This window comes from Caballeronia sp. AZ1_KS37, from assembly GCF_023631165.1.
Classification (GTDB): Bacteria; Pseudomonadota; Gammaproteobacteria; order Burkholderiales; family Burkholderiaceae; genus Caballeronia; species Caballeronia zhejiangensis.
Map to the genome: position 1 here is coordinate 108477 of NZ_JALQDP010000029.1, position 19991 is coordinate 128467.

Annotated in this window: 19 protein-coding genes; 13 read left to right on the forward strand and 6 right to left on the reverse strand. The window is 62.9% G+C overall.

The annotated features are described in order from the left end of the window. Position 1: 1 nt before the first annotated feature. From NCS00_RS16010 to NCS00_RS16020, 3 genes are all read left to right on the forward strand, one after another. Positions 2 to 1489: an NCS1 family nucleobase:cation symporter-1 gene (locus NCS00_RS16010; RefSeq protein WP_175979164.1), complete on the forward strand. Its 1488-nt coding sequence runs from the start codon at positions 2 to 4 to the stop codon at positions 1487 to 1489. 743 nt (positions 1490 to 2232) lie between these two features. Further along, positions 2233 to 3696, forward strand: a complete 1464-nt coding sequence (hydA, locus tag NCS00_RS16015; RefSeq protein ID WP_250440485.1) for a dihydropyrimidinase — start codon at positions 2233 to 2235, stop codon at positions 3694 to 3696. Between the two features lie 129 nt (positions 3697 to 3825). Continuing rightward, complete coding sequence (locus NCS00_RS16020) at positions 3826 to 4590, forward strand: CDP-diacylglycerol diphosphatase (RefSeq protein ID WP_250440486.1); 765 nt, start codon at positions 3826 to 3828, stop codon at positions 4588 to 4590. Here NCS00_RS16020 and NCS00_RS33690 read toward each other — a convergent pair. Then, a complete protein-coding gene (locus tag NCS00_RS33690) occupies positions 4574 to 4984 on the reverse strand; it encodes a hypothetical protein (RefSeq protein ID WP_502801582.1) in 411 nt (136 codons plus the stop codon). The genes NCS00_RS16020 and NCS00_RS33690 overlap by 17 nt on opposite strands. Positions 4985 to 5168: 184 nt before the next feature. Here NCS00_RS33690 and NCS00_RS16030 point away from each other — a divergent pair, with 184 nt between their 5' ends. Further along, a complete protein-coding gene (locus NCS00_RS16030; RefSeq protein WP_175979168.1) occupies positions 5169 to 5420 on the forward strand; it encodes a hypothetical protein in 252 nt (83 codons plus the stop codon). 148 nt (positions 5421 to 5568) lie between these two features. Here NCS00_RS16030 and NCS00_RS16035 read toward each other — a convergent pair whose 3' ends face one another. Together NCS00_RS16035 and NCS00_RS16040 are read right to left on the reverse strand one after the other, a co-directional pair. Continuing rightward, a complete protein-coding gene (locus NCS00_RS16035; protein WP_033537153.1) occupies positions 5569 to 6852 on the reverse strand; it encodes an aspartate carbamoyltransferase in 1284 nt (427 codons plus the stop codon). 39 nt (positions 6853 to 6891) lie between these two features. Further along, positions 6892 to 7311, reverse strand: a complete 420-nt coding sequence (locus tag NCS00_RS16040) for a secondary thiamine-phosphate synthase enzyme YjbQ (RefSeq protein ID WP_250440488.1) — start codon at positions 7309 to 7311, stop codon at positions 6892 to 6894. Between the two features lie 124 nt (positions 7312 to 7435). On the opposite strand from NCS00_RS16040, the gene NCS00_RS16045 reads away from it, so the two are divergent. From NCS00_RS16045 to NCS00_RS16055, 3 genes are all read left to right on the forward strand, one after another. After that, positions 7436 to 7918: a BON domain-containing protein gene (locus NCS00_RS16045; RefSeq protein WP_250435612.1), complete on the forward strand. Its 483-nt coding sequence runs from the start codon at positions 7436 to 7438 to the stop codon at positions 7916 to 7918. A gap of 76 nt (positions 7919 to 7994) precedes the next feature. Then, a complete protein-coding gene (locus tag NCS00_RS16050) occupies positions 7995 to 9377 on the forward strand; it encodes an NfeD family protein (protein WP_502801583.1) in 1383 nt (460 codons plus the stop codon). Positions 9378 to 9402: 25 nt separating this feature from the next. Then, the gene (locus NCS00_RS16055) at positions 9403 to 10176 is read left to right on the forward strand and encodes a slipin family protein (RefSeq protein WP_008353699.1); all 774 of its coding nucleotides are present in this window, start codon (positions 9403 to 9405) and stop codon (positions 10174 to 10176) included. On the opposite strand, the gene NCS00_RS16060 is transcribed toward NCS00_RS16055, so the two are convergent. Continuing rightward, positions 10173 to 10709 carry a carboxymuconolactone decarboxylase family protein gene (locus NCS00_RS16060; RefSeq protein WP_008353697.1) on the reverse strand — a complete coding sequence of 179 codons (537 nt, stop codon included), beginning with the start codon at positions 10707 to 10709 and terminating at the stop codon, positions 10173 to 10175. The two genes, NCS00_RS16055 and NCS00_RS16060, sit on opposite strands and share 4 nt — an antisense overlap. A 175-nt stretch (positions 10710 to 10884) precedes the next feature. On the opposite strand from NCS00_RS16060, the gene NCS00_RS16065 reads away from it, so the two are divergent. The 5 genes from NCS00_RS16065 to NCS00_RS16085 all read left to right on the forward strand — a co-directional run bounded on the left by NCS00_RS16065 (position 10885) and on the right by NCS00_RS16085 (position 16593). Beyond that, positions 10885 to 11823, forward strand: a complete 939-nt coding sequence (locus NCS00_RS16065) for a LysR family transcriptional regulator (RefSeq protein WP_250440511.1) — start codon at positions 10885 to 10887, stop codon at positions 11821 to 11823. 155 nt (positions 11824 to 11978) lie between these two features. Beyond that, entirely contained in the window at positions 11979 to 13070 is a 1092-nt protein-coding gene (locus NCS00_RS16070; protein ID WP_008353695.1) for an HlyD family secretion protein, read from the forward strand. Positions 13071 to 13081: 11 nt separating this feature from the next. Continuing rightward, on the forward strand, positions 13082 to 14656 hold the full coding sequence (locus NCS00_RS16075; RefSeq protein ID WP_175979173.1) for a DHA2 family efflux MFS transporter permease subunit: 1575 nt from the start codon (positions 13082 to 13084) through the stop codon (positions 14654 to 14656). A 27-nt stretch (positions 14657 to 14683) separates the two neighbouring features. After that, the gene (locus tag NCS00_RS16080; protein ID WP_175979174.1) at positions 14684 to 16147 is read left to right on the forward strand and encodes an efflux transporter outer membrane subunit; all 1464 of its coding nucleotides are present in this window, start codon (positions 14684 to 14686) and stop codon (positions 16145 to 16147) included. Further along, on the forward strand, positions 16144 to 16593 hold the full coding sequence (locus NCS00_RS16085; RefSeq protein ID WP_008353692.1) for a PaaI family thioesterase: 450 nt from the start codon (positions 16144 to 16146) through the stop codon (positions 16591 to 16593). The genes NCS00_RS16080 and NCS00_RS16085 overlap by 4 nt, the downstream gene beginning before the upstream one ends. A gap of 54 nt (positions 16594 to 16647) precedes the next feature. Here the strand turns inward: NCS00_RS16085 and aptA are convergent, their stop codons facing one another. Continuing rightward, positions 16648 to 17976, reverse strand: a complete 1329-nt coding sequence (aptA, locus tag NCS00_RS16090) for an omega-aminotransferase AptA (protein ID WP_250440489.1) — start codon at positions 17974 to 17976, stop codon at positions 16648 to 16650. 148 nt (positions 17977 to 18124) lie between these two features. Here aptA and NCS00_RS16095 point away from each other — a divergent pair, with 148 nt between their 5' ends. After that, the gene (locus tag NCS00_RS16095; protein WP_250440490.1) at positions 18125 to 19540 is read left to right on the forward strand and encodes an aminotransferase-like domain-containing protein; all 1416 of its coding nucleotides are present in this window, start codon (positions 18125 to 18127) and stop codon (positions 19538 to 19540) included. A 45-nt stretch (positions 19541 to 19585) separates the two neighbouring features. Here NCS00_RS16095 and NCS00_RS16100 read toward each other — a convergent pair whose 3' ends face one another. Beyond that, positions 19586 to 19846, reverse strand: coding sequence for a hypothetical protein (locus NCS00_RS16100; protein ID WP_008353687.1), 261 nt, complete (start codon positions 19844 to 19846; stop codon positions 19586 to 19588). Positions 19847 to 19991 lie beyond the last annotated feature (145 nt).

Consider the following 19991-nt stretch of genomic DNA (forward strand, 5'->3'; position numbering starts at 1 on the left):
GATGAATCAGACAGCGCATGACGTCGAGACGAGCAGCTTGTATAACGATGACCTCGCACCGACCGGCCCCGCACAGCGCACGTGGAAGTGGTATCACTTCGCGGCGTTGTGGGTCGGCATGGTGATGAACATTGCGTCATACATGCTGGCCGCGGGTCTCACGGACCAGGGCATGTCGCCGTGGCAGGCGGTGTTGACGGTTCTGCTCGGCAACATGATCGTGCTCGTGCCGATGTTGCTGATCGGCCATGCGGGCGCGAAGCACGGCATTCCGTATGCGGTACTCGTGCGCTCGTCGTTCGGCACGCAAGGCGCGAAGTTGCCGGCGCTGCTGCGTGCGATCGTCGCGTGCGGTTGGTACGGCATTCAGACGTGGCTGGGCGGCAGCGCCATCTATACGCTCTTGAATATCCTGACGGGAAACGCATTGCATGGCGCGGCGCTGCCGCTCATCGATATCTCGCTCGGACAACTTGCGTGCTTTCTCGTGTTCTGGGCCTTGCAGCTCTACTTCATCTGGCACGGCACCGATTCGATTCGCTGGCTCGAAAGTTGGTCTGCGCCGATCAAGGTTGTGATGTGCATCGCGCTCGTGTGGTGGGCGACGAGCAAGGCGGGCGGCATCGGTTCCATGCTTTCGGCGCCGTCGCAGTTCGTCGCGGGCGGCAAGAAGGAGGGGCTTTTCTGGGCTACGTTCTGGCCGGGGCTCACGGCGATGGTCGGCTTCTGGGCGACGCTCGCGCTGAACATTCCCGACTTCACGCGCTTCGCGCGCACGCAACGCGATCAGGTGATCGGGCAATCGATCGGCCTGCCTGTGCCGATGGCGCTGCTCTCGGTGATCTCGGTTGTCGTCACGTCGGCGACGGTCGTGATCTACGGCAAGGCGATCTGGGATCCGATCGATCTCACGAGCCGCATGACGGGCATCGGTGTGGGCGTGGCACTGATCATCCTCACGCTCGATACGATGTGCTGCAATCTGGCGGCCAATCTCGTTGGACCGGCTTACGATTTTTCGAGCCTTTGGCCGAAGGGGATTTCGTATCGCGCGGGCGGCATGATTACGGCGACGATAGCCATCGTCATGATGCCTTGGAAGATTCTCGCGACTACGCAGGGTTACATCTTCACGTGGCTCGTGGGCTATTCGGCGCTGCTCGGTCCGGTCGCGGGCATTCTGATGGTCGATTACTTTTTGATTCGCGGCACGCGGCTCGATCAGCGCGAACTCTTCGATGAAGACGGTGAGTATTCGTATAGCGGCGGATGGAATGTGGCGGCGGTGGTGGCGCTTTTGGTCGGCGTGCTGCCGAATCTGCCGGGTTTTTTGCACACTGCGTTTCCGGGTTCCTTTCCTAACGTGCCCGCGTTTTTCAATACGCTCTATACGTATGCGTGGTTCGTTGGTCTCGTGCTGGCTGCCGTTGTGTATGGATCGTGGATGAAGTTGCGCGGTGGCGCGCGGGCCAGGGTTTTGAGTGCTTGAGTTTTTCGCTTTCGCTTTTGCTTTTGCTTTTGCTTCGCCGGATCCCGTTTTCTTTGTGGTCTATGAGCGTTGCCCCTGTGCGGGGCGGCAGTCACTTTCTTTGCTGCTGCAAAGAAAGTAACCAAAGAAAGCAGCTCGTTAAGGCCCGCGGTCACACGCAATTTGGGTAGTTCTCTCGTTGCAGATGGCACTCGCCTAAAGAGTGCCATCGAAGGACTCACCGGGCTTGGATCGCGCACGGTCTGACAAGCTAGTTTTCCAAGGGCGCTGGATCAGCACGAAACAGCTTCGGCACAGCGCTACGCGCTGCCGCCGGGTCTGCAAGGGAAACCAACGTGAGGAACACGCGGCGTGGTCAGAGGGAAGGGTAAGTAGAGAAGCACTCGCGGACCCGATTGGCCGTTCGGCCGCGAAGCGGGCTGGAGCTATTTGGTGCTGAACCAGTTTGTTGTGTGGTGCGATGACACAGACCGTGCGCGAGCCAAGCCCGATGGGGCCTATGAGGGCACTCTTTAGGCAGCCCACGATGGACGAGAGGACTACCCAAATTGCGTGTGACCGCGGGCGTATCGGGAGCTGCTTTCTTTGCTTACTTTCTTTGCAGCAGCAAAGAAAGTGAGTGCCGCCCCGCACAGGGGCAGTGCTAATAGACCGACACGAACAAAGGATTTCACGAGAGCGGAAGCGAACAAGCAACGCAACGCAACGCAACGCAACGACAACCCCCCCGGAGGGACACTTCAATGCCAACATTGATCCGCGGCGGCACCATCATCGACGCTGACCGCACCTACCGCGCCGATGTTCTCTGCGCAGACCCGCAAGCCGGTGGCACGATCCTGGCGATAGGCCTCGACATAGAGGCACCGTCCGATACGCACACCATAGACGCCGGCGGTCAGTACGTCATGCCGGGCGGCATCGATCCGCACACGCACATGGAACTGCCCTTCATGGGCACCACCGCGAGCGACGATTTCTATACCGGCACCGCAGCGGGATTGTCAGGCGGCACGACGAGTATCATCGACTTCGTGATTCCGAGCCCGAAGCAACCACTCATGGATGCGTTCAAAGAATGGCGCGGCTGGGCTGAGAAAGCATCGGCGGACTACGGCTTTCACGTCGCGGTGACGTGGTGGGACGAGTCGGTGCATCGCGACATGGGCCTGCTGGTTCACGAACACGGTGTGTCGAGCTTCAAGCACTTCATGGCCTACAAAAACGCAATCATGGCCGACGACGAAGTGCTCGTGAACAGCTTCACGCGCTCGCTTGAACTCGGCGCGCTGCCGACCGTGCACGCGGAAAACGGCGAGCTCGTCTTTCAGTTGCAGAAGCAACTACTTGCGAAAGGCTTCAGGGGACCGGAGGCGCATCCGTTGTCGCGTCCGCCCGAAGTGGAAGGCGAGGCGGCCAATCGCGCGATCCGCATCGCGCAAGTGCTCGGCGTGCCGCTCTATATCGTGCATGTGTCGGCGAAAGATGCAGTCGATGTCATCGCCAAGGCGCGCAACGAAGGACTGCGCGTGTTCGGTGAAGTGTTGCCGGGCCATCTGGTGATCGATGAATCGGTGTATCGCGATCCCGACTGGACGCGCGCCGCCGCGCACGTGATGAGCCCGCCGTTTCGCACGAGCGAGCACCGCGAAGCATTGTGGCGCGGGCTGCAATCGGGACAGCTTCATACGACGGCGACGGATCATTGCGTGTTCTGCGCATCGCAGAAGGCGATGGGCCGCGAGGACTTCACGAAGATCCCCAACGGTTGCGGCGGCGTGGAAGATCGCATGTCGGTGCTGTGGCATCACGGCGTCAACATGGGACGTCTCACGCCGAACGAATTCGTGCGCGTGACATCGACGAACGCGGCGCAAATCTTCAATCTCTATCCGCGAAAGGGGGCGGTGCAGATAGGCGCGGACGCAGATCTCGTCGTATGGGATCCGAACGCGACGCGCACGATCTCCGTAAAGGCGCATCATCAAAAGGTCGATTTCAACGTCTTCGAAGGCATGCAAGTGCAGGGCGTCGCGACGCACACGCTCACGCGCGGCGCGCTCGCGTGGACCGACGGCGATCTGCGCGCGGAACGCGGCGCGGGACAGTATCTGAAGCGTCCGCCGAACGCGTCGTACTTCGAGGCGGCGCGCGTCGCCAACAAGCTGAAGGAACCGCATCCGGTGAATCGCACTGAATCGGCTTGATTTGGGCATCGGTCGACGAAGCTCCGCGTTGCATTCGACGCGGAGTTTTGTCACGTTTCGCGGCGTGGTCACGCGCCTGCAAGCATAATCCGGCAGGCTATCGATTTTTTGCGCCGCCCGATCATGCCGATGAAAATCACAAAGAAGCTACGCCGCCTCGCCGCGCCCGGTTTGCTCTGTCTGCCGCTCGCGTGCGCGGCAAATCCCAACGCGCTGTGGGAAATCGTCCACGACTACTGCGAGCCCGCCGCCGAGGGCGCGCAGGTCCGGCAGAAATGCGCGGACGTGAATCTGGCGGGCGGCTATGCGGTGCTGAAGGATATCGTCGGCGTCGCGCAATATCTGCTGATTCCGACCGCGCGCGTGACCGGCATCGAAAGTCCCGAACTGCTCGAGCCCCACGCGCCGAATTACTTTCGCGACGCATGGAATGCGCGCGGCTATGTCTTTCGCGCGTTGCGCCGGACGCTGCCGCGCGACGAAATTTCGCTCGCGATCAACTCGGCAAGCGGGCGCACGCAGAATCAATTGCACATTCATATCGACTGTCTCGCGTCGGATGTCGCCCAGACGCTGCGCGAACTGGGACCGGGCATCGGCACGGCGTGGAAGCCGCTGCCGGTGAGATTGCGCGGCCATGTGTACAGCGCGATGCGTATCGATGATGCTGATCTCGCGCATACGGATCCCTTCAAGCTCGTCGCGCCCTATGCCGCAAGCCGCGGCCAGACCATGGGCGAACAGACGCTGCTGCTCGTCGGCGCCGTGCGTGGCGATGGCGCGCATGCGTTCTTTCTTCTCAACGATCACGTTCAGCCAGGCAACTGGGCGTCATCCGAAGAGCTGCAGGATCATACGTGCTCGTTGGCCAATCGGTCTATAGAAAAGCCGTGAGGTTTTCAGAAGAATGAAGTGACGCAAATCGTTCGGAGTTCGGATGAATCGCAATCCGCAAATCAGAACTTTCGCGCCTTGTCACTTCTACTTCTGGGAACCACAATGAATGCACTTCGACATCACGTTTGACCCGTTGAAGGACGCGATCAATCGGCTTCAGCATGGTGTGTCGCTGGAGCTTGCGAGGGAGATTGCGTGGGACGATGTCGCGCCGAAGGTTGATGGTCGTCGCGACTATGGAGAGGTACGCGAAGTCGGTTTCGCGCCTATTCGAGGCCTCATGGTTTGCGTAGCGTTCACGCAGAGAAACGAAACGCGGCGCATCATCAGTTTGCGCCGCGCCAGCAGAAGAGAGATAAATCGGTATGCAACAAACGTATAGAGGATTCATCCTTCCTACGCCCGAGGAAGAGGCGGCGATTCAGCGCGGCATCGAACTCGATCCGGATACGTGGAATCTGTCCTACGAAGAGTTTGAGCGACTGGAATCATCCGCCGCTTATCATCGTCGGCAGTCGATGTCTGGCGAGCTTCCGGCCGCATGACCCTCATCCCGCGTCGCGCGTGTTCATCCGATGCGCAAACACACGCGGCGCGATCCCTTCGACACGCGCTTCCGGCAAGACGCGCTTCAACGTTCGCAAGGTGAACGCAAGGTCTTCGCTAGCAGTATCGAATTCGAGCCGCAGTTCGCAGCCTTCACGCTGCGCCTGACTCACGTAGATGCCAAGCGGCGAATGAAACAACGCGCGTATGCGTTCCCGCGACGCTTCGCTATCCGCGAAATGCGCAAGCGCCAGAACCCGCACACGTTGACATGCACCTAACCCATCATCCTGCAATTTTCGACGGCTGACCGCCCACGCAAGCGACATATCCATGGCCGTTGCTCCATCACGTTTCCCTTGTGTAGAAGGATACGGCGGCTCGCGTCAACGTCACGCAAAGACATGTGCGCCGCGTGTAAAAAACGTATCAATCGAAGCCATGAAAGACCGCATCGTCCGGACCGATGGAAGCAGGCGACTTCCATGCCGCATCGCGCATCGAGTGACGCACCTGATGCTCGACGCCGAGCAGCACCGCGAAAATCGCCATGCGAACCGCAATGCCGTTGTCGGTCTGACGGAAGATCGCGAGGCGCGAGTCGTGATTCAGGTCGGTGGCGAGATCGTTCGCACCGGGGCGGCTGTCGCGCGGCAGCGGATGCATGATGAGCGTGTCGCGTCCGCATACATCGTCGACGAGCGCCTGGTTGATCTGGAAATCCGGCGTATAGCCTTCGATGGACTCATCGGCGAAACGCTCTTTCTGGATGCGCGTCGCGTAGACCACGTCGGCGCCCGCGAGTCCCGCGCGCAAGTCGCTCGTCTGTTCGATCACATGATCGCCGCGCGCGATGCGCTCGATGATATGCGCCGGCATCTCCAGCGAACCCGGCGACACGAGCGTAAATTTCAGTCCTTTGTAAAGCGAGAGCAGCTTGGCGAGCGAATGCACGGTGCGGCCGTACTTGAGATCGCCGACCATCGCGATATGCGCGCCATCGACGATCTTGCCGAGACGCGAAAACTCGCGCTGGATCGTATACAGATCGAGCAGCGCCTGACTCGGATGCTCGCCCGGGCCGTCGCCGGCATTGATGACGGGAATGTTCGTCGCGCGCGCGAATTCCGCGACGGAGCCTTGCTCCGGATGCCGCACGACAATCGCGTCGGCGTATCCGCTGATGACGCGGCTCGTGTCGTAGATCGACTCGCCTTTCGCCATCGACGAAAAGGTGAAGCCGGTCGTGTCGCACACGGAGCCGCCGAGGCGCGCGAACGCCGCGCCGAAACTCACGCGCGTGCGCGTGCTGGCCTCGAAGAACAGATTTGCAAGCACCGCGCCTTCGAGCACGCGCGTGATTTTTTTGCGCCGCGCGATGGGCTGCATCATGTCGGCCGTGCGGAACAGCGCTTCAGCCGAGTCGCGCGAAAACTGGTCGATCGAAAGCAATTGCGGCCGGCCTTCGAAGTCGATGGTCAAATGTGCGCTTTGCGTATATGGGCCACCTTCCGGCAAACCGCCGAGAATCTCGCCGACATAGCGCGCGGCGATCTCCGGCATCGCGCGCGACTCCGGCGATTCGTCCGGCAGCAACCATGTGTCCAGCGCACGCCGCGACACGCCGATGCGCGATGCGAACGCGTCGCGCGTCATGTTCAGACGCCGCATCGCATCGCGAAGAATCGTCTGCTGCTGAAGTTCCTGAGTCACCGTCACCGCTCCCGAAATATACGCGGTGCGTATATTAGGTCACTCGCCGATCAGATGCAAGACGAGTTCGCGCTGATGCTGCGCCGTCCGGTGCTCGAACACGTAGATGCCCTGCCAAGTGCCGAGCACCATCCGGCCGGCCTCGACGGGAATCGAAAGCTGCACCGTGGTCAGCGCGGTGCGCAGATGCGCGGGCATGTCGTCGGGGCCTTCGGTGTCGTGCACGTAGCGGCCGGGCGCTTCGGGCGCGACCGACTCGAAATAGCGTTCGAGATCCACGCGCACGTCGGGGTCGGCGTTCTCCTGAATCAGCAACGATGCCGACGTATGCCGGCAAAACAGCGTGAGCAAGCCAGTGCGGATGTCCTGAAGGTCGATCCAGTGATCGACGTCGTGGGTGACTTCGTGCAGGCCGCGCGAGCCTGTCGCGACCGTCAGATGGTGGAGTGCCTGTTTCATGTCGGTCTCGGTGCGAGGAATGGGCGGTGCGCCACATCGTGAGTTTACCGGCTTCCCGCGTGGCGTTCGATTCGACGCGATGAACTATGCTGTCTGGACGATGGCTCCACGAAAGGCGCGCACGATGACACGAAACGCGGCTTACGGAACGCTCGCGCTGGCGGCTGTGCTCGCCGCGGCCCCGTACGGGACACACGCCGAAGAAAGGCGCGAGAACCGCGGCAACGATCCGTTTCTGCACGTTTCGAGCGCCATCGCCGATTGCGCCGCTCCGCGCGGCCCGTTCGAAACGCATCAGGAATGGCTCGACGAAGCGCATTACCGCATCGAACGCGGCAATAGCTGCTGGATCGCGGGGCGCTGCCGGCTCGCCAACAGCTACGACTACGACAAGGAAATTGCCGAAAGCGTGACGCGGCGCCTGAATTCGCTCAACGCCTCGCTGCAGTGGCGCGAGAAAACGAGTTTGTGGCTCACGTTGCAGCGCCGCTTCATCTATCTCGACGGCTGCGTGTCGGGCGACTTCGACACGGCGCGCTTCGTGAAAGAGCTCGGCGAAACGGCCGATGTCGAAAAGGTCATCGACCGAACGACGCGCCGGCCGTGATCTCGCAATTGACCTAAGCTAAAAGAGAGACCAAACACGAGGAACCGCCGCGCATATGCGCGTCCGGCTTTCGCCGATGAAAACGAACTTCGCTGACTGGCTGTGCAGACGCGTGCGCCACGCGCTGCTGCTGATGGCGTTCGCCCTCGTGCCGATGAGCGCCGTAGCCGCCGTGGCGGCGCCCGTCGTCGTGATTCCGCTGAAGGGCGCGATCGGGCCGGCGAGCGCGGATTACGTCGTGCGCTCGCTCGCCCGCGCCGCAGACGAGCACGCGCAACTCGTCGTGCTCGAACTCGACACGCCCGGCGGCCTCGATCTCTCGATGCGCTCGATCATTCAGGCGATGCTCGCGTCGCCGGTGCCGGTGGCCGCGTTCATCGCGCCGAGCGGGGCGCGCGCTGCGAGCGCGGGCACGTACATCACGTACGCGAGCCATATCGCCGCGATGGCGCCCGGCACGAATCTGGGCGCGGCGTCGCCGGTGCAGCTTGGCATCGGCGGATCGGAGCGCGAGGGCAAGGCGGCGTCGAACGCAGACGCGCAGTCGACCGAAACGCGCAAGCAGATGCAGGACGCCGCCGCCTACATCCGCGGCCTCGCGCAATTGCGCGGACGCAACGTGCAATGGGCCGAGCGCGCGGTGCGCGAGGCGGTCGCGTTATCGGCGACGGAAGCGCTGGAGCAGAAGGTCATCGACGTGACCGCCAACGACGTTCCCGACCTGCTCGCGAAACTCGACGGCCGTCATGTCAAAACCGCGAGCGGCGATCGCGTTCTCGCGACGAAACAGGCGCCGCTCGTCGTGCTGCAACCCGACTGGCGCAGCCGCTTTCTCGCGACGATCACCGACCCGAGCGTCGCGCTCATCCTGATGATGATCGGCATGTACGGCCTCTTCTTCGAGTTCGCGAATCCGGGCATGGTGCTGCCGGGCGTCGCGGGCGCGATCTGCCTGCTCGTCGGATTGTTCGCTTTGCAACTATTGCCGATCAGTTTCGTCGGACTCGGATTGATCGTGCTCGGCATGGGCTTTCTCGTCGCGGAAATGTTTCTGCCGACATTCGGCTCGCTCGGCATCGGCGGAATCATCGCGTTCGCGATCGGCGCGCTCATGCTGATCGATACCGACGTCCCCGGCTTCGGCATTCCGGTCGGGCTCGTTGCCGGGCTCGCGCTCTTCACGGCGCTCTTCGTGTTCACCGTGTCGGGCGTCGCGTTGAAAGCGCGCAAGCGGCCCGTCGTGAGCGGCGGCGAAGCGATGCTCGGCACCATCGGCGTGATGCTGGCGCACGAATCCGGCAGCGGCTGGGCGCGCGTGCAGGGCGAACGCTGGCGCGTGCAGGCGGACGCGCCGCGAGCGTTGCCGCAAGAAGGCGCGCGCGTGCGGGTGATTTCGCGCCACGGTCTTACGCTGACCGTCGAGCCGCTCGAAGGCGAACGCGAGGCGGGCCATTCCTGAACACATCGACAACGAGGCTTGAAAAATGGGGCTTACCTTCGGTTTCAGCGGCATTGTCATTGCGTTCGTCGTCTTCATCGTCGCGTCGGCGGTGCGTATTTTTCGCGAGTACGAGCGCGGCGTCGTGTTCATGCTCGGGCGCTTCTGGAAGGTGAAAGGGCCGGGGCTCGTGCTCATCATTCCGGTCGTGCAGCAGGTCGTGCGAATGGACTTGCGCACCGTCGTGTTCGACGTGCCGCCGCAGGACGTCATCACGCGCGACAACGTGTCGGTGAAGGTGAATGCGGTCGTGTACTTTCGCGTCGTCGATCCGGAGAAGGCGGTGATTCAGGTCGCGCGTTTTCTCGAAGCAACGAGCCAGCTCGCACAAACGACGTTGCGCGCGATTCTCGGCAAGCACGAGCTCGACGAGTTGCTGTCCGAGCGCGAGCGCCTCAATACCGACATCCAGCGCGTGCTCGATTCGCAGACGGACGCATGGGGCATCAAGGTATCGAACGTCGAGATCAAGGACGTCGACATCAACGAAACGATGATCCGCGCGATCGCCCGCCAGGCCGAAGCGGAGCGCGAGCGGCGCGCGAAGATCATCCATGCGGAAGGCGAGTTGCAGGCATCGGAGAAGCTGCTGCAAGCGGCGCAGATGCTCGCGCAGCAGCCGCAGGCGATGCAGTTGCGCTATCTGCAAACGCTCACGTCGATCGCCGGCGACAAGAACTCGACGATCGTCTTTCCGGTGCCGGTCGATCTCGTGAGTTCCGTCATCGACCGGCTGACCAAAGGCTCGACGCAAACCTAGACGAGAGCAGGGAAGTCGATCACCGTGTCGTTCACGCGGTTCACGAGGTTCGTGAAATTGATGACGCTCATCGCAAACAGCGTGTCGATGACTTGCGCTTCCGAATAGCCCGCTTCGCGCACTTCGGTAAGACGCGCCGCGTCGATCGTGCCGGTCGTGCCCGCGACATGCCGCACGAAGCGCACGAGCGCATCGCGCTTTGCATTGCCGGTCGCTTCGCCCGCGCGAATTTGCTGCGTTTCCTTCTGCGACAGCCCGACCATCTTGCCGACGAGCGTATGCGCGGCGGCACAGTAATCACAGCCCGCGAGTTCGCTGACGGCGAGCTTGATCGCTTCGACATCGGCCTTGTCGAGGCTGCTCTTCGCGAGAATCGCATCGCCGTTGAGCGCTGCGCCGAGCGCGGCCGGGCTATGCGTGCCGATGGTCGCGTAAGCGTTCGGCACCTTGCCCGCGGCCTTCTTGATCGCGGCGAAAAGATCGGCGGTGACGCCCGTTGCTTCGTTGACGTTGATTTGGGAAAGACGTGACATGGTGTGCTCCTTCGTTCGGTGGTTGGCCATGTGGATGGCATGGGTTGAACTTTAGGCGCGTGCGTCTTTCGCGTGAATGCTCGCGCGGCTCGTAAAACCGCGCGATCGTCTCATCGTGCGAATGCGGCGGCTTCGTGCCATGATCGGGGCTTCCGCACGCATCGCGAACGCGCACATGGACTATCTGACGAGCCTGAAGGTGTTTTGCACGGTGGTCGAAGCGAAGAGCTTCGCGCGTGCGGCCGACATACTCGGCTTGTCGCCGCCCGTCGTATCGCGTGCCATCGCCGGCCTCGAAGACCGCCTCGGCAGCCGGCTCTTCAATCGCACGACGCGGCAGATCTCGCTGACGGAAACCGCCGAGCGCTTCTTCGCCGACTGCTCGCGTCTGCTCGACGAATTGCAGGCGATGGAAGAGCGCGCGTCGAACCGCGCGAGCGAAGCGACCGGCCTGTTGCGGCTCGTCTCGCACACGACCGTGATGATGAGCCGCTACGCGCCGCTCGTCGCGAGCTTCAGGCGCGCGCATCCGCATGTGCGCCTCGACGTGACGCTGACGGAGCGACCCATCGATCTCGTCGGCGAAGGCTACGATCTCGCCATCGTGCTGCCGTTCATGCTATCGACCGATACCGCCGTCACGCGCCTGCTGGAAACCATTCCGCTCGTGCTCGTCGCGAGCCCCGCGTATCTCGCGCAACGTCCCGCGCCGCGCCATCCGTCCGAACTCGCCGATCATGTGTTCGTGCCGATGTCGCCGTCGATCCGCAAGCCGGCGGTCACGTTCCGCATCGGCGGCGAGGAACTGCGCGTGCCGCTCAGTCACGACATCACGTCGAACAGTGCGGTGTTCAATCGCGAGATGGCCTTGCAGGGCTTCGGCATCGGCGTGTTGCCGACGGCGCTCGTGGCCGAAGAGGTCGCGTCGGGGCGGCTCATCACGCTGCTCGACGCCTACGAGCGCGTCGATTCCGCGATCGAAATCCGGATCGCGTACAGCACGCGCGCGCTGTTGCCGGCCAAGGTGCGCGCGTTCGTCGAGCATGCCGTGCGCTTCTGCGCCGACGGGAGCCTGCGTCCCGACGCGCCGGCAAACCGTCTTCGCGCCTTGTAGCACAGGCTCGGCGCGATTCTTTCCGTCTGCGTCATTCATTCATGCGCGCCGTGACGGTTGACTTGGTGCATATGCACAACTAGTCTTCCGGGCTATGACGGGCAATGGATTCAAGCCTTCCTTCAAACTTAATTGTGCATATGCACTCATCGCAGATGACGACTCCTACGACGAATATTCCTTCGGTAGCGGCGCCGGCGCTCGCGCGGCCCGCGCGCAAGATTCCCTGGATGCTGCTCGCGCTTGGCCTGGTCGGGCTCGTGCTGATCGCGGCGGCCACGTACTGGGCGCTCGTGCTGCGCTTCATTCAGACGACCGACGATGCCTACGTCGGCGGCGATGTCACCGTGCTCGCGCCGAAGGTGAACGGTTTCGTCACCGACGTGCTCGTGCAGGACAATCAGCCCGTTAAGGCGGGGCAAGTGCTGATCCGCCTCGACGCCCGCGATTACGATGCGCGCCTCGCTCAAGCCGACGCCGAATTGTCGGGCGCGCGCGCGGCGGTGGTCGAGTTGCAGGCGAAGGACGCGCTGCAGGCGGCCGTCATCAACCAGCAGCAGGCGGAAGTGCGCGCGTCGTCGGCGGAACTCACGCGCACCGGGCAGGACCGTTCGCGCTATCGCGAACTCGTGAAGGACGATGCGGTGTCGAACCAGATCGTCGAGCGCGCGGACGCGGACTACACGAAGGCGCAGGCGGCGGTGGATCGCAGCGGCGCGTCGCTCGTCGCGGCCAAGCGTCAGTTAAGCGTGATCGAAGCGCAGATCGCCGATGCGCAGGCGCGCGTCGCGACAGCGGAAGCGGCACGTCGTGTCGCGGAGCTGAACGTCGAATACACGACGATCCGCTCGCCGGTCGATGGCTATGTCGGCAATCGCACGGCGCGCGTGGGCGTGCTCGCGAACGTGGGCACATCGCTGCTGACCATCGTTCCGTCGACGGGCCTTTGGGTCGATGCGAACTTCAAGGAAGATCAGTTGAAGAAGATGCGCGCGGGCGACGAAGCCGACGTCGAACTCGACGCATCGAGCGTGCCGCTCACCGGTCACGTCGAAAGTCTCGCGCCCGCGACCGGCGCGACCTTCAGCGTGCTGCCCGCCGAGAACGCGACGGGCAACTTCACGAAGATCGTGCAGCGGGTGCCGGTTCGCATCCGCCTCGATGTGCCGAAGGGCATGGAAACGGTGCTGCGTCCGGGCTTGTCGGCGACGGTGAAGGTGCATCTCGCGAAGCAGTCGAACGGCTGAGGAGCGCGGCGATGACACACACCATTCCTTCCGATCCCGCGAGCCAGCCGATACGGCAACGCGTGTTCGCCTTCGCGCTGATGTGCCTCGGCTTCTTCATGGCGACGCTCGATATCCAGATCGTCGCGTCGTCGCTCAAGGATATCGGCGGCGGATTGTCGGCGAGCCAGGACGAGCTGTCGTGGGTGCAGACGTCGTATCTGATTGCCGAAATTCTCGTCATTCCGATGTCGGGCTGGCTCTCGAAAGTGTTCTCCACGCGCTGGCTGTTCGTCGCATCGGCAATCGGCTTCACGCTCACGAGCATGTTGTGCGGCATGGCGTGGGACATCAATTCGATGATCCTCTTTCGCGGACTGCAAGGCGCGCTCGGCGCCGCGATGATCCCGACCGTCTTCACGACCGCCTTCGTGCTGTTCCCCGGCAAGCAGCGATTGATTGCATCTACAACTATCGGCGCGCTGGCGTCGCTCGCGCCCGCAGTCGGACCGGTGATCGGCGGATGGATCACCGATCAATGGTCGTGGCACTGGCTCTTCTATCTGAACGTGGTGCCGGGTCTCGTCGTCGCGTTGCTCGTGCCGAAGTACGTGCACGTCGACGAGCCCAATGTTTCGCTGCTGAAGAAGGGCGATTACATCGGCATCGTGCTGATGTCGGGCTTTCTCGGCTGTCTGGAATACGTGCTCGAAGAAGGGCCGCGCAAGAACTGGTTCGGCGACGACGTCATCATCGTCTGTGCGTGGATTTCGGGGATCTGCGGCTTCCTGTTCCTCGTGCATGCGTTCACGGCGAAGGATCCGATCGTCGATCTGCGTGCGCTCGCGGTGCGCAACTTCGCGATCGGCAGTCTGCTTTCGTTCGTGACGGGCATCGGCATCTTCGTGTCGGTGTTTCTGACGCCCGTGTTCCTCGCGCGCGTGCGTGGCTTCGATTCGCTGCATACGGGTCTCGCGCTGCTTTCCGTCGGCTGTTTTCAACTGCTTTCCATCGGCGTGTACGGGTTCGCGTCGCGCTTCATCGACATGCGCGTGCTGCTCGCATTCGGTCTGATCTGCTTCGGCGCGGGCTGTTACTTCTATACGCCGCTGACGCACGACTGGGGCTGGCAACAGTTCCTGCTGCCGCAGGCGCTGCGCGGCATCGGCCAGCAATTCGCGGTACCGCCCATCGTGACGATGGCGCTCGGTTCGCTTCCGCCATCGCGGCTCAAATCGGCGAGCGGGCTGTTCAATCTGATGCGCAATCTCGGCGGCGCAATCGGCATCGCGGTGAGCGCGACGATGCTCAACGATCGCCTCAATCTGCATTACCTGCATCTGAACGAGAGCGTGACGATTGGCCGGCCGGTCGTCGACGACATGATCGCGCGCAGTTCGGCGCATCTCGCTTCCGTCGCCGGCGATGCGTTGAACGCCTCGCAAGCGGGGCTGGCATCGCTGCACGCGCTCGTGATGCGCGAGGCGCTCGTGCTGACCTTCGCCGATTGCTTCTACGTGCTCGCGCTGTGTTTCCTCTTCGGCCTGATGACGGTGATGTTCGCCAAGCCGATCACGAGCGCGCCGCCTTCGTCCGACGCGCATTGAACCGGGCCTTATCTGGATGCTTCGATCATGAAGAAACTTCTCGTCGCAATACTTTCCGGCGTGACCGCGCTGACGCTCGCCGCGTGCGCGGTGCAGCCTGCCACGCACGCCGATCTTCCCGCGACGGTCAACGCGACCGCGCCCACGGACTGGAGCGTCGATGTGCCGAGACAGGCCGTCGATCCCGCTGCATGGTGGAATCAGTTCAACGATCCGGTGATGCATGAACTCGTCGCGTCGGTGCTGAACGATAACCTCGATGTTCAAGCCGCCGTCGAGCGCGTGAAGCAGGCGCAAGCGCTCACGACGCAACGCCGCGCGGCCTTGCTCCCGCAACTGGATGCGAGCGCGGGCGGCGCGTACACGCGGCAGAACACGCCGCCGCCGCTCGGCTATGTGAAGCAGGCGGGCTTCGGCCTCGCGCTGAGCTGGACGCCGGACGTGTTCGGCGGCGAGCGGCTGGAACTGCTGGCATCGCAGGCGCAGCTTGTCGGCCGCGAACACGCCGCGGATCAGATCAGGCTCGCGCTCGCCGCGGATACGGCCGCTGCGTATGTCGACCTTCGCTGGGCGCAGGCGGAATCGAAGATCCTGCAAGACAATCTGCAGATTCGCGAACGCGCGTTGAAACTCACGCAACGACGCCTGCAATACGGTCTGTCGACTCAACTCGATGTCGCGCGTGCGCAGAATCAGTTGAGCGACCTGCAATCACGCATCCCGCGCACGCAATCGACGATCCAGCATCAGCTGAGTCTGATCGCGGTGTATTCGGGCCGCACGCCGGAATCCATCGACAGGCTGATGCTCGCGGATGCGGGCGACGCGCCCGTGATTCCCGTTCCCGCCAGCGGCGCGCCGCAGATGTTGCCGTCCGATGCCTTGTTGCGCCGCCCCGATGTGCTCGTCGCGTATGCGACCGTTCAGCAGCGCGCGGCGGAAGTGGGCGTCGCGCGTGCCGAGCGTTATCCGAAGTTCTCGCTGCGCTTGTCGGATGGCTTGCTCGCCTCGTCGTATCTCGGCTTGCCGACGCTGACCGATAACCTCTTTTCCGCCGCGCTCAACGCGACGAGCCCGATCTTCAACGCCGGACGCATCACGGCGGAGATCGAGCAGAACGAGAGCCGGATGCGCGAGTCGGAACTGCATCTGCGTCAGACGATGCTCGAAGCGCTGAAGGATGTCGAGGATACGCGCAGCGATCTCGTCAGCACGACCGAATCGACCGCGCGTCTCACCGAAGCGCTCTCGGCATCCGGTCAATCGCTCACGCTGTCGACGCAGTTGTACAAGGGCGGCGCGGCCAGCTTTCTCGATGTGCTCGACGCGCAACAATCGTATCTGCGCGATGCCGATGCGCTGAATCAATCGAAGCGCGAACACGCGCTTGCCGCGGTGGCGCTTTATCGCTCGCTCGGCGGCGGTTGGAGCGCGACCGGCGACGACGATGCGATCAAGACCGCCAGCGATAAAACGGAGACGCCGAAATGAGTTTGATCGAAGAAACCGCCGCCGGCCTCGACGGTCTCGCGCAATTGCGCAGATTGATCGCAAGCGGGCGCAAGCCGGGCATTCTGGTATCGCTGGATTTCGATTTCATCGAAGTGGAAGCGGGCAGGGCAGTGTTCGCGGGCGTCCCCGGCGATCACGCGTATAACCCGATCGGCACCGTGCACGGCGGCTATGCGGCGACACTGCTCGATTCCGCGTGCGGCTGCTCGGTGCATTCATGCCTGACCGCGACGCAGGCGTACACGACGCTCGAACTGAAGGTCGCGTATCACAAGGCGCTCACGCGCGACTCGGGCGTGTTGCGCGCGGAAGGACGCGTGCTGTCGATCGGACGGCGCGCCGCGTTCGCCGAAGCGACGCTCAAGGACGCGAGCGGCAGATTGTTCGCATCGGCGACATCTACGTTGCTTGTCATGGAGCGATAAAAAGCCCGGCTTTCCATCGCAGGAAGCCGGGCCGCGAGCAACCGCAAAAGCCGCTTATTTCACGCTTTCCAGCGCCTTTCGCACCGTCGCGAAGATCTGATCGATCTGATCGTCTTCGATGATGAGCGGCGGCGAGAACGCGAGGATATCGCCGGTGTAGCGCACGAGCACGCCCGCCTCGAAGCACTTGACGAACACTTCATACGCGCGCGCGCCGGGTGCGCCTTCGCGCGGATCGAGCTCGATGCCCGCGACGAGGCCAAGATTGCGAATGTCCTTCACGAACGGCGCATCGCGCAGCGCGTGTGCGGCGCTTTCGAACTTCGCGGCCTTCGATGCCGCGCGCTCGAACAGCTTGTCGCGCTGATACAGATCGAGCGTCGCGATGGCCGCTGCGGCCGCGACCGGGTGCGCCGAATAGGTGTAGCCATGGAACAGTTCGATGGCGTTGGCCGCGCCCGCGTTGACGACCGTGTCGTGCACGTTGCGATGCGCGGCGACGGCGCCCATCGGAATGGTCGCGTTGTTGATGGCCTTGGCCATCGTGATGAGGTCGGGCGTTACGCCGAAGTATTCACTGGCCGTCGCTTTACCCAAACGTCCGAAGCCGGTGATGACTTCGTCGAAGATCAGAAGAATGCCGTACTTCGTGCAGATATCGCGCAGCTTTTGCAGATAGCCTTGCGGCGGCACGAGCACGCCTGTCGAACCGGCGAGCGGCTCGACGATCACGGCGGCGATCGTCGACGGATCGTGCAGCGCGATGATGCGCTCGAGGTCATCGGCGAGATGATCGCCCCACGCGGGCTGGCCTTTCGTGAATGCGTTGTGCGCGAGATCGTGCGTATGCGGCAGATGATCGACCGACGGCAGCAGCGCGCCCGAGAACGTCTTGCGATTCGGCGCGATGCCGCCGACCGAAATGCCGCCGAAGCCGACGCCGTGATAGCCGCGCTCACGGCCGATCAGACGCGTGCGCTGGCCTTCGCCGCGCGCGCGGTGATACGCCAGCGCGATCTTGAGCGCCGTATCGACCGACTCGGAGCCCGAGTTCGTGAAGAAGATGCGGTCGAGGCCTTCGGGCATCAGGCTCGCGACTTTGGTCGCCGCTTCGAATGCGAGCGGATGGCCCATCTGGAAGGTCGGCGCGAAATCGAGCGTCGAAAGTGCCTTTTGCACCGCATCGACGATCTCGTCGCGGCAATGGCCTGCGTTCACGCACCACAGTCCGGCCGTGCCGTCGAGCACTTCGCGGCCATCGGTCGAGCGGTAGTACATGCCCTTGGCGCTGTCGAGCATGCGCGGCGCGGCCTTGAACTGGCGATTGGCGGTGAACGGCATCCAGAACGACGAGAGGTCTTCGATCACGGGGCGAGCGGTCATCACAGGGTCTCCTGAAGAAGTACGGTCACTGTATTCCCCGGCAAAATTGCAAGGCATAGACAGTTGCTTCACTGCGCTGCCAACTGTGCTGGCAGAATGCTGCAAACTGTATTGGCCGGCGGACTTTCTCCGCGTTATTCTCGACGCCATGATCGAACTCAAGCTGGAGCGCGGCGCGCGGCAGGCGCCGACGCTCGTCGAACAAATCGTGCGCGCGTTCTCCTCGGCGATCGAGGAGCAGACGTTGCGCGAGGGCGCGCTTCTGCCGTCGGTGCGGCGTCTTGCCGAAGCCGAAAGTCTCAGCACGTTCACGGTGACGGAAGCGTATGGCAGGCTCGTGTCGATGGGCCTCGTCACGGCGCGGCGCGGATCGGGTTATCGCGTGGCGGTGCGCGGACGCAGCGAGCGCGTGCGCGCCGTCGAATGGCAGCCGCCGAGCCTCACCGCGACGTGGCTTTTGTCGGACGTATTCGCCGATCATTCCGTGCCGATCAAATCGGGCTGCGGCTGGCTGCCGAACGAATGGGTCAACGAGAGCGGTCTGCAGCACGCGTTGCGCGCGGTGAGCCGCGTACCGGCGGCGCGCATCGCGGATTACGGGCATCCGTACGGCTTCGCGCCGCTGCGCGAGCGGATCGCGGAGCAGATGGACCGCCACGGCTTGCCGATCGACGCCGCATCGAACGTGCTGCTGACCGCGGGCGCGACGCAGGCGCTCGATCTCATCGTGCGCACGCTGCTGCGTCCGGGCGATGCGGTCGTCGTCGAAGATCCGGGCTACTGCAATCTGCTGCAGATTCTGCGGCTCGCGGGTTTGCAGGTGCATGGCGTGCCACGCACGGCGGCCGGTGTCGATACCGATGTGTTCGAGCGCATCGTCGTCGAGCATCGACCGAAAGCGGTCTTTCTCAACACGACCTTGCAGAATCCGACGGGCGCGACCTTCGGCATGGCGTCGGCGTTTCGGCTGATGCAGATTGCGGAGCGGCACGGCCTGTGGGTCGTCGAGGACGATGTGAACCGCGAGCTCGCCGCGCCCGGCGCGCCCTTGCTCGCCGCCATGGAAGGGCTCAGCCGCGTGCTCTACGTCGGCGGCTTCGCGAAGACGATCACGCCCGCGTTGCGCTGCGGTTATGTCATCGCCGAGCGCGACGTATTGCGCGAACTGGCGCGCACGAAGATGGCGGTCGGGCTGACGTCATCGGAGGCGACGGAGCGCATCGTCGAGAAAGTGCTGACGGAAGGGCGCTACGCGCGGCATGTCGAATTCGTCGTGGAAAAGCTCAAGGATGCGCATGCGCTCGTCGAAGAACGCATGGATGCGCTGGGCGTCGAATTGTTCCGGCGTCCGCGCGCGGGGCTTTTCCTGTGGGGCGCGTTGCCGATCGATCCGGCGGATGGAAGCGACGTCGCGACACGCGCATTGCAGCACGGCATATGGCTCGCGCCCGGCTCTTATTTCCGTCCGGACGATGCTCAAAGCGCATGTTTTCGATTCAACGTCCCTTATTCGGTGGACGATGCGCTTTGGACATTTCTGGAAAGAACGATAAAAGGCTTTTAAAACGGACACTACAAAGTGAAATCATCGTGTCCGTTAATCGGATATTTATTGCGCCACTTGCGAAGAAGCGGAAGCCGAAACCTGCCCGCGTTGAATCTGCGCGGTGCGTTCCGTATTGCCGAAATCGCCGCGTCCTTGTGCGGCTTCTTCCGCAGCGAAGGTCTGCGCGCTGACGCCATGCTGCGAAGCCGGCGCTCCGACATCGGGACGATAATGCGGCGCCGGTCCATAACCGCTTGCAAATGCCGAGCCGGCGAAAAGAGAACTCAATGCAATAGCAAAGCCCACTACGAGTCGCTTGTTCACGAGGACGCTCCAACGAAGATATGAGGAGATGCGGTTGTCTGAAGCGACAACTGCAATCGGAGAAGCGAATCGTTGCTACGAAACGCCCCCGACATGTGAACGCAGTGTAGAAGGACTGAGCCTTTTTTTAATCGCACGAAAAGCC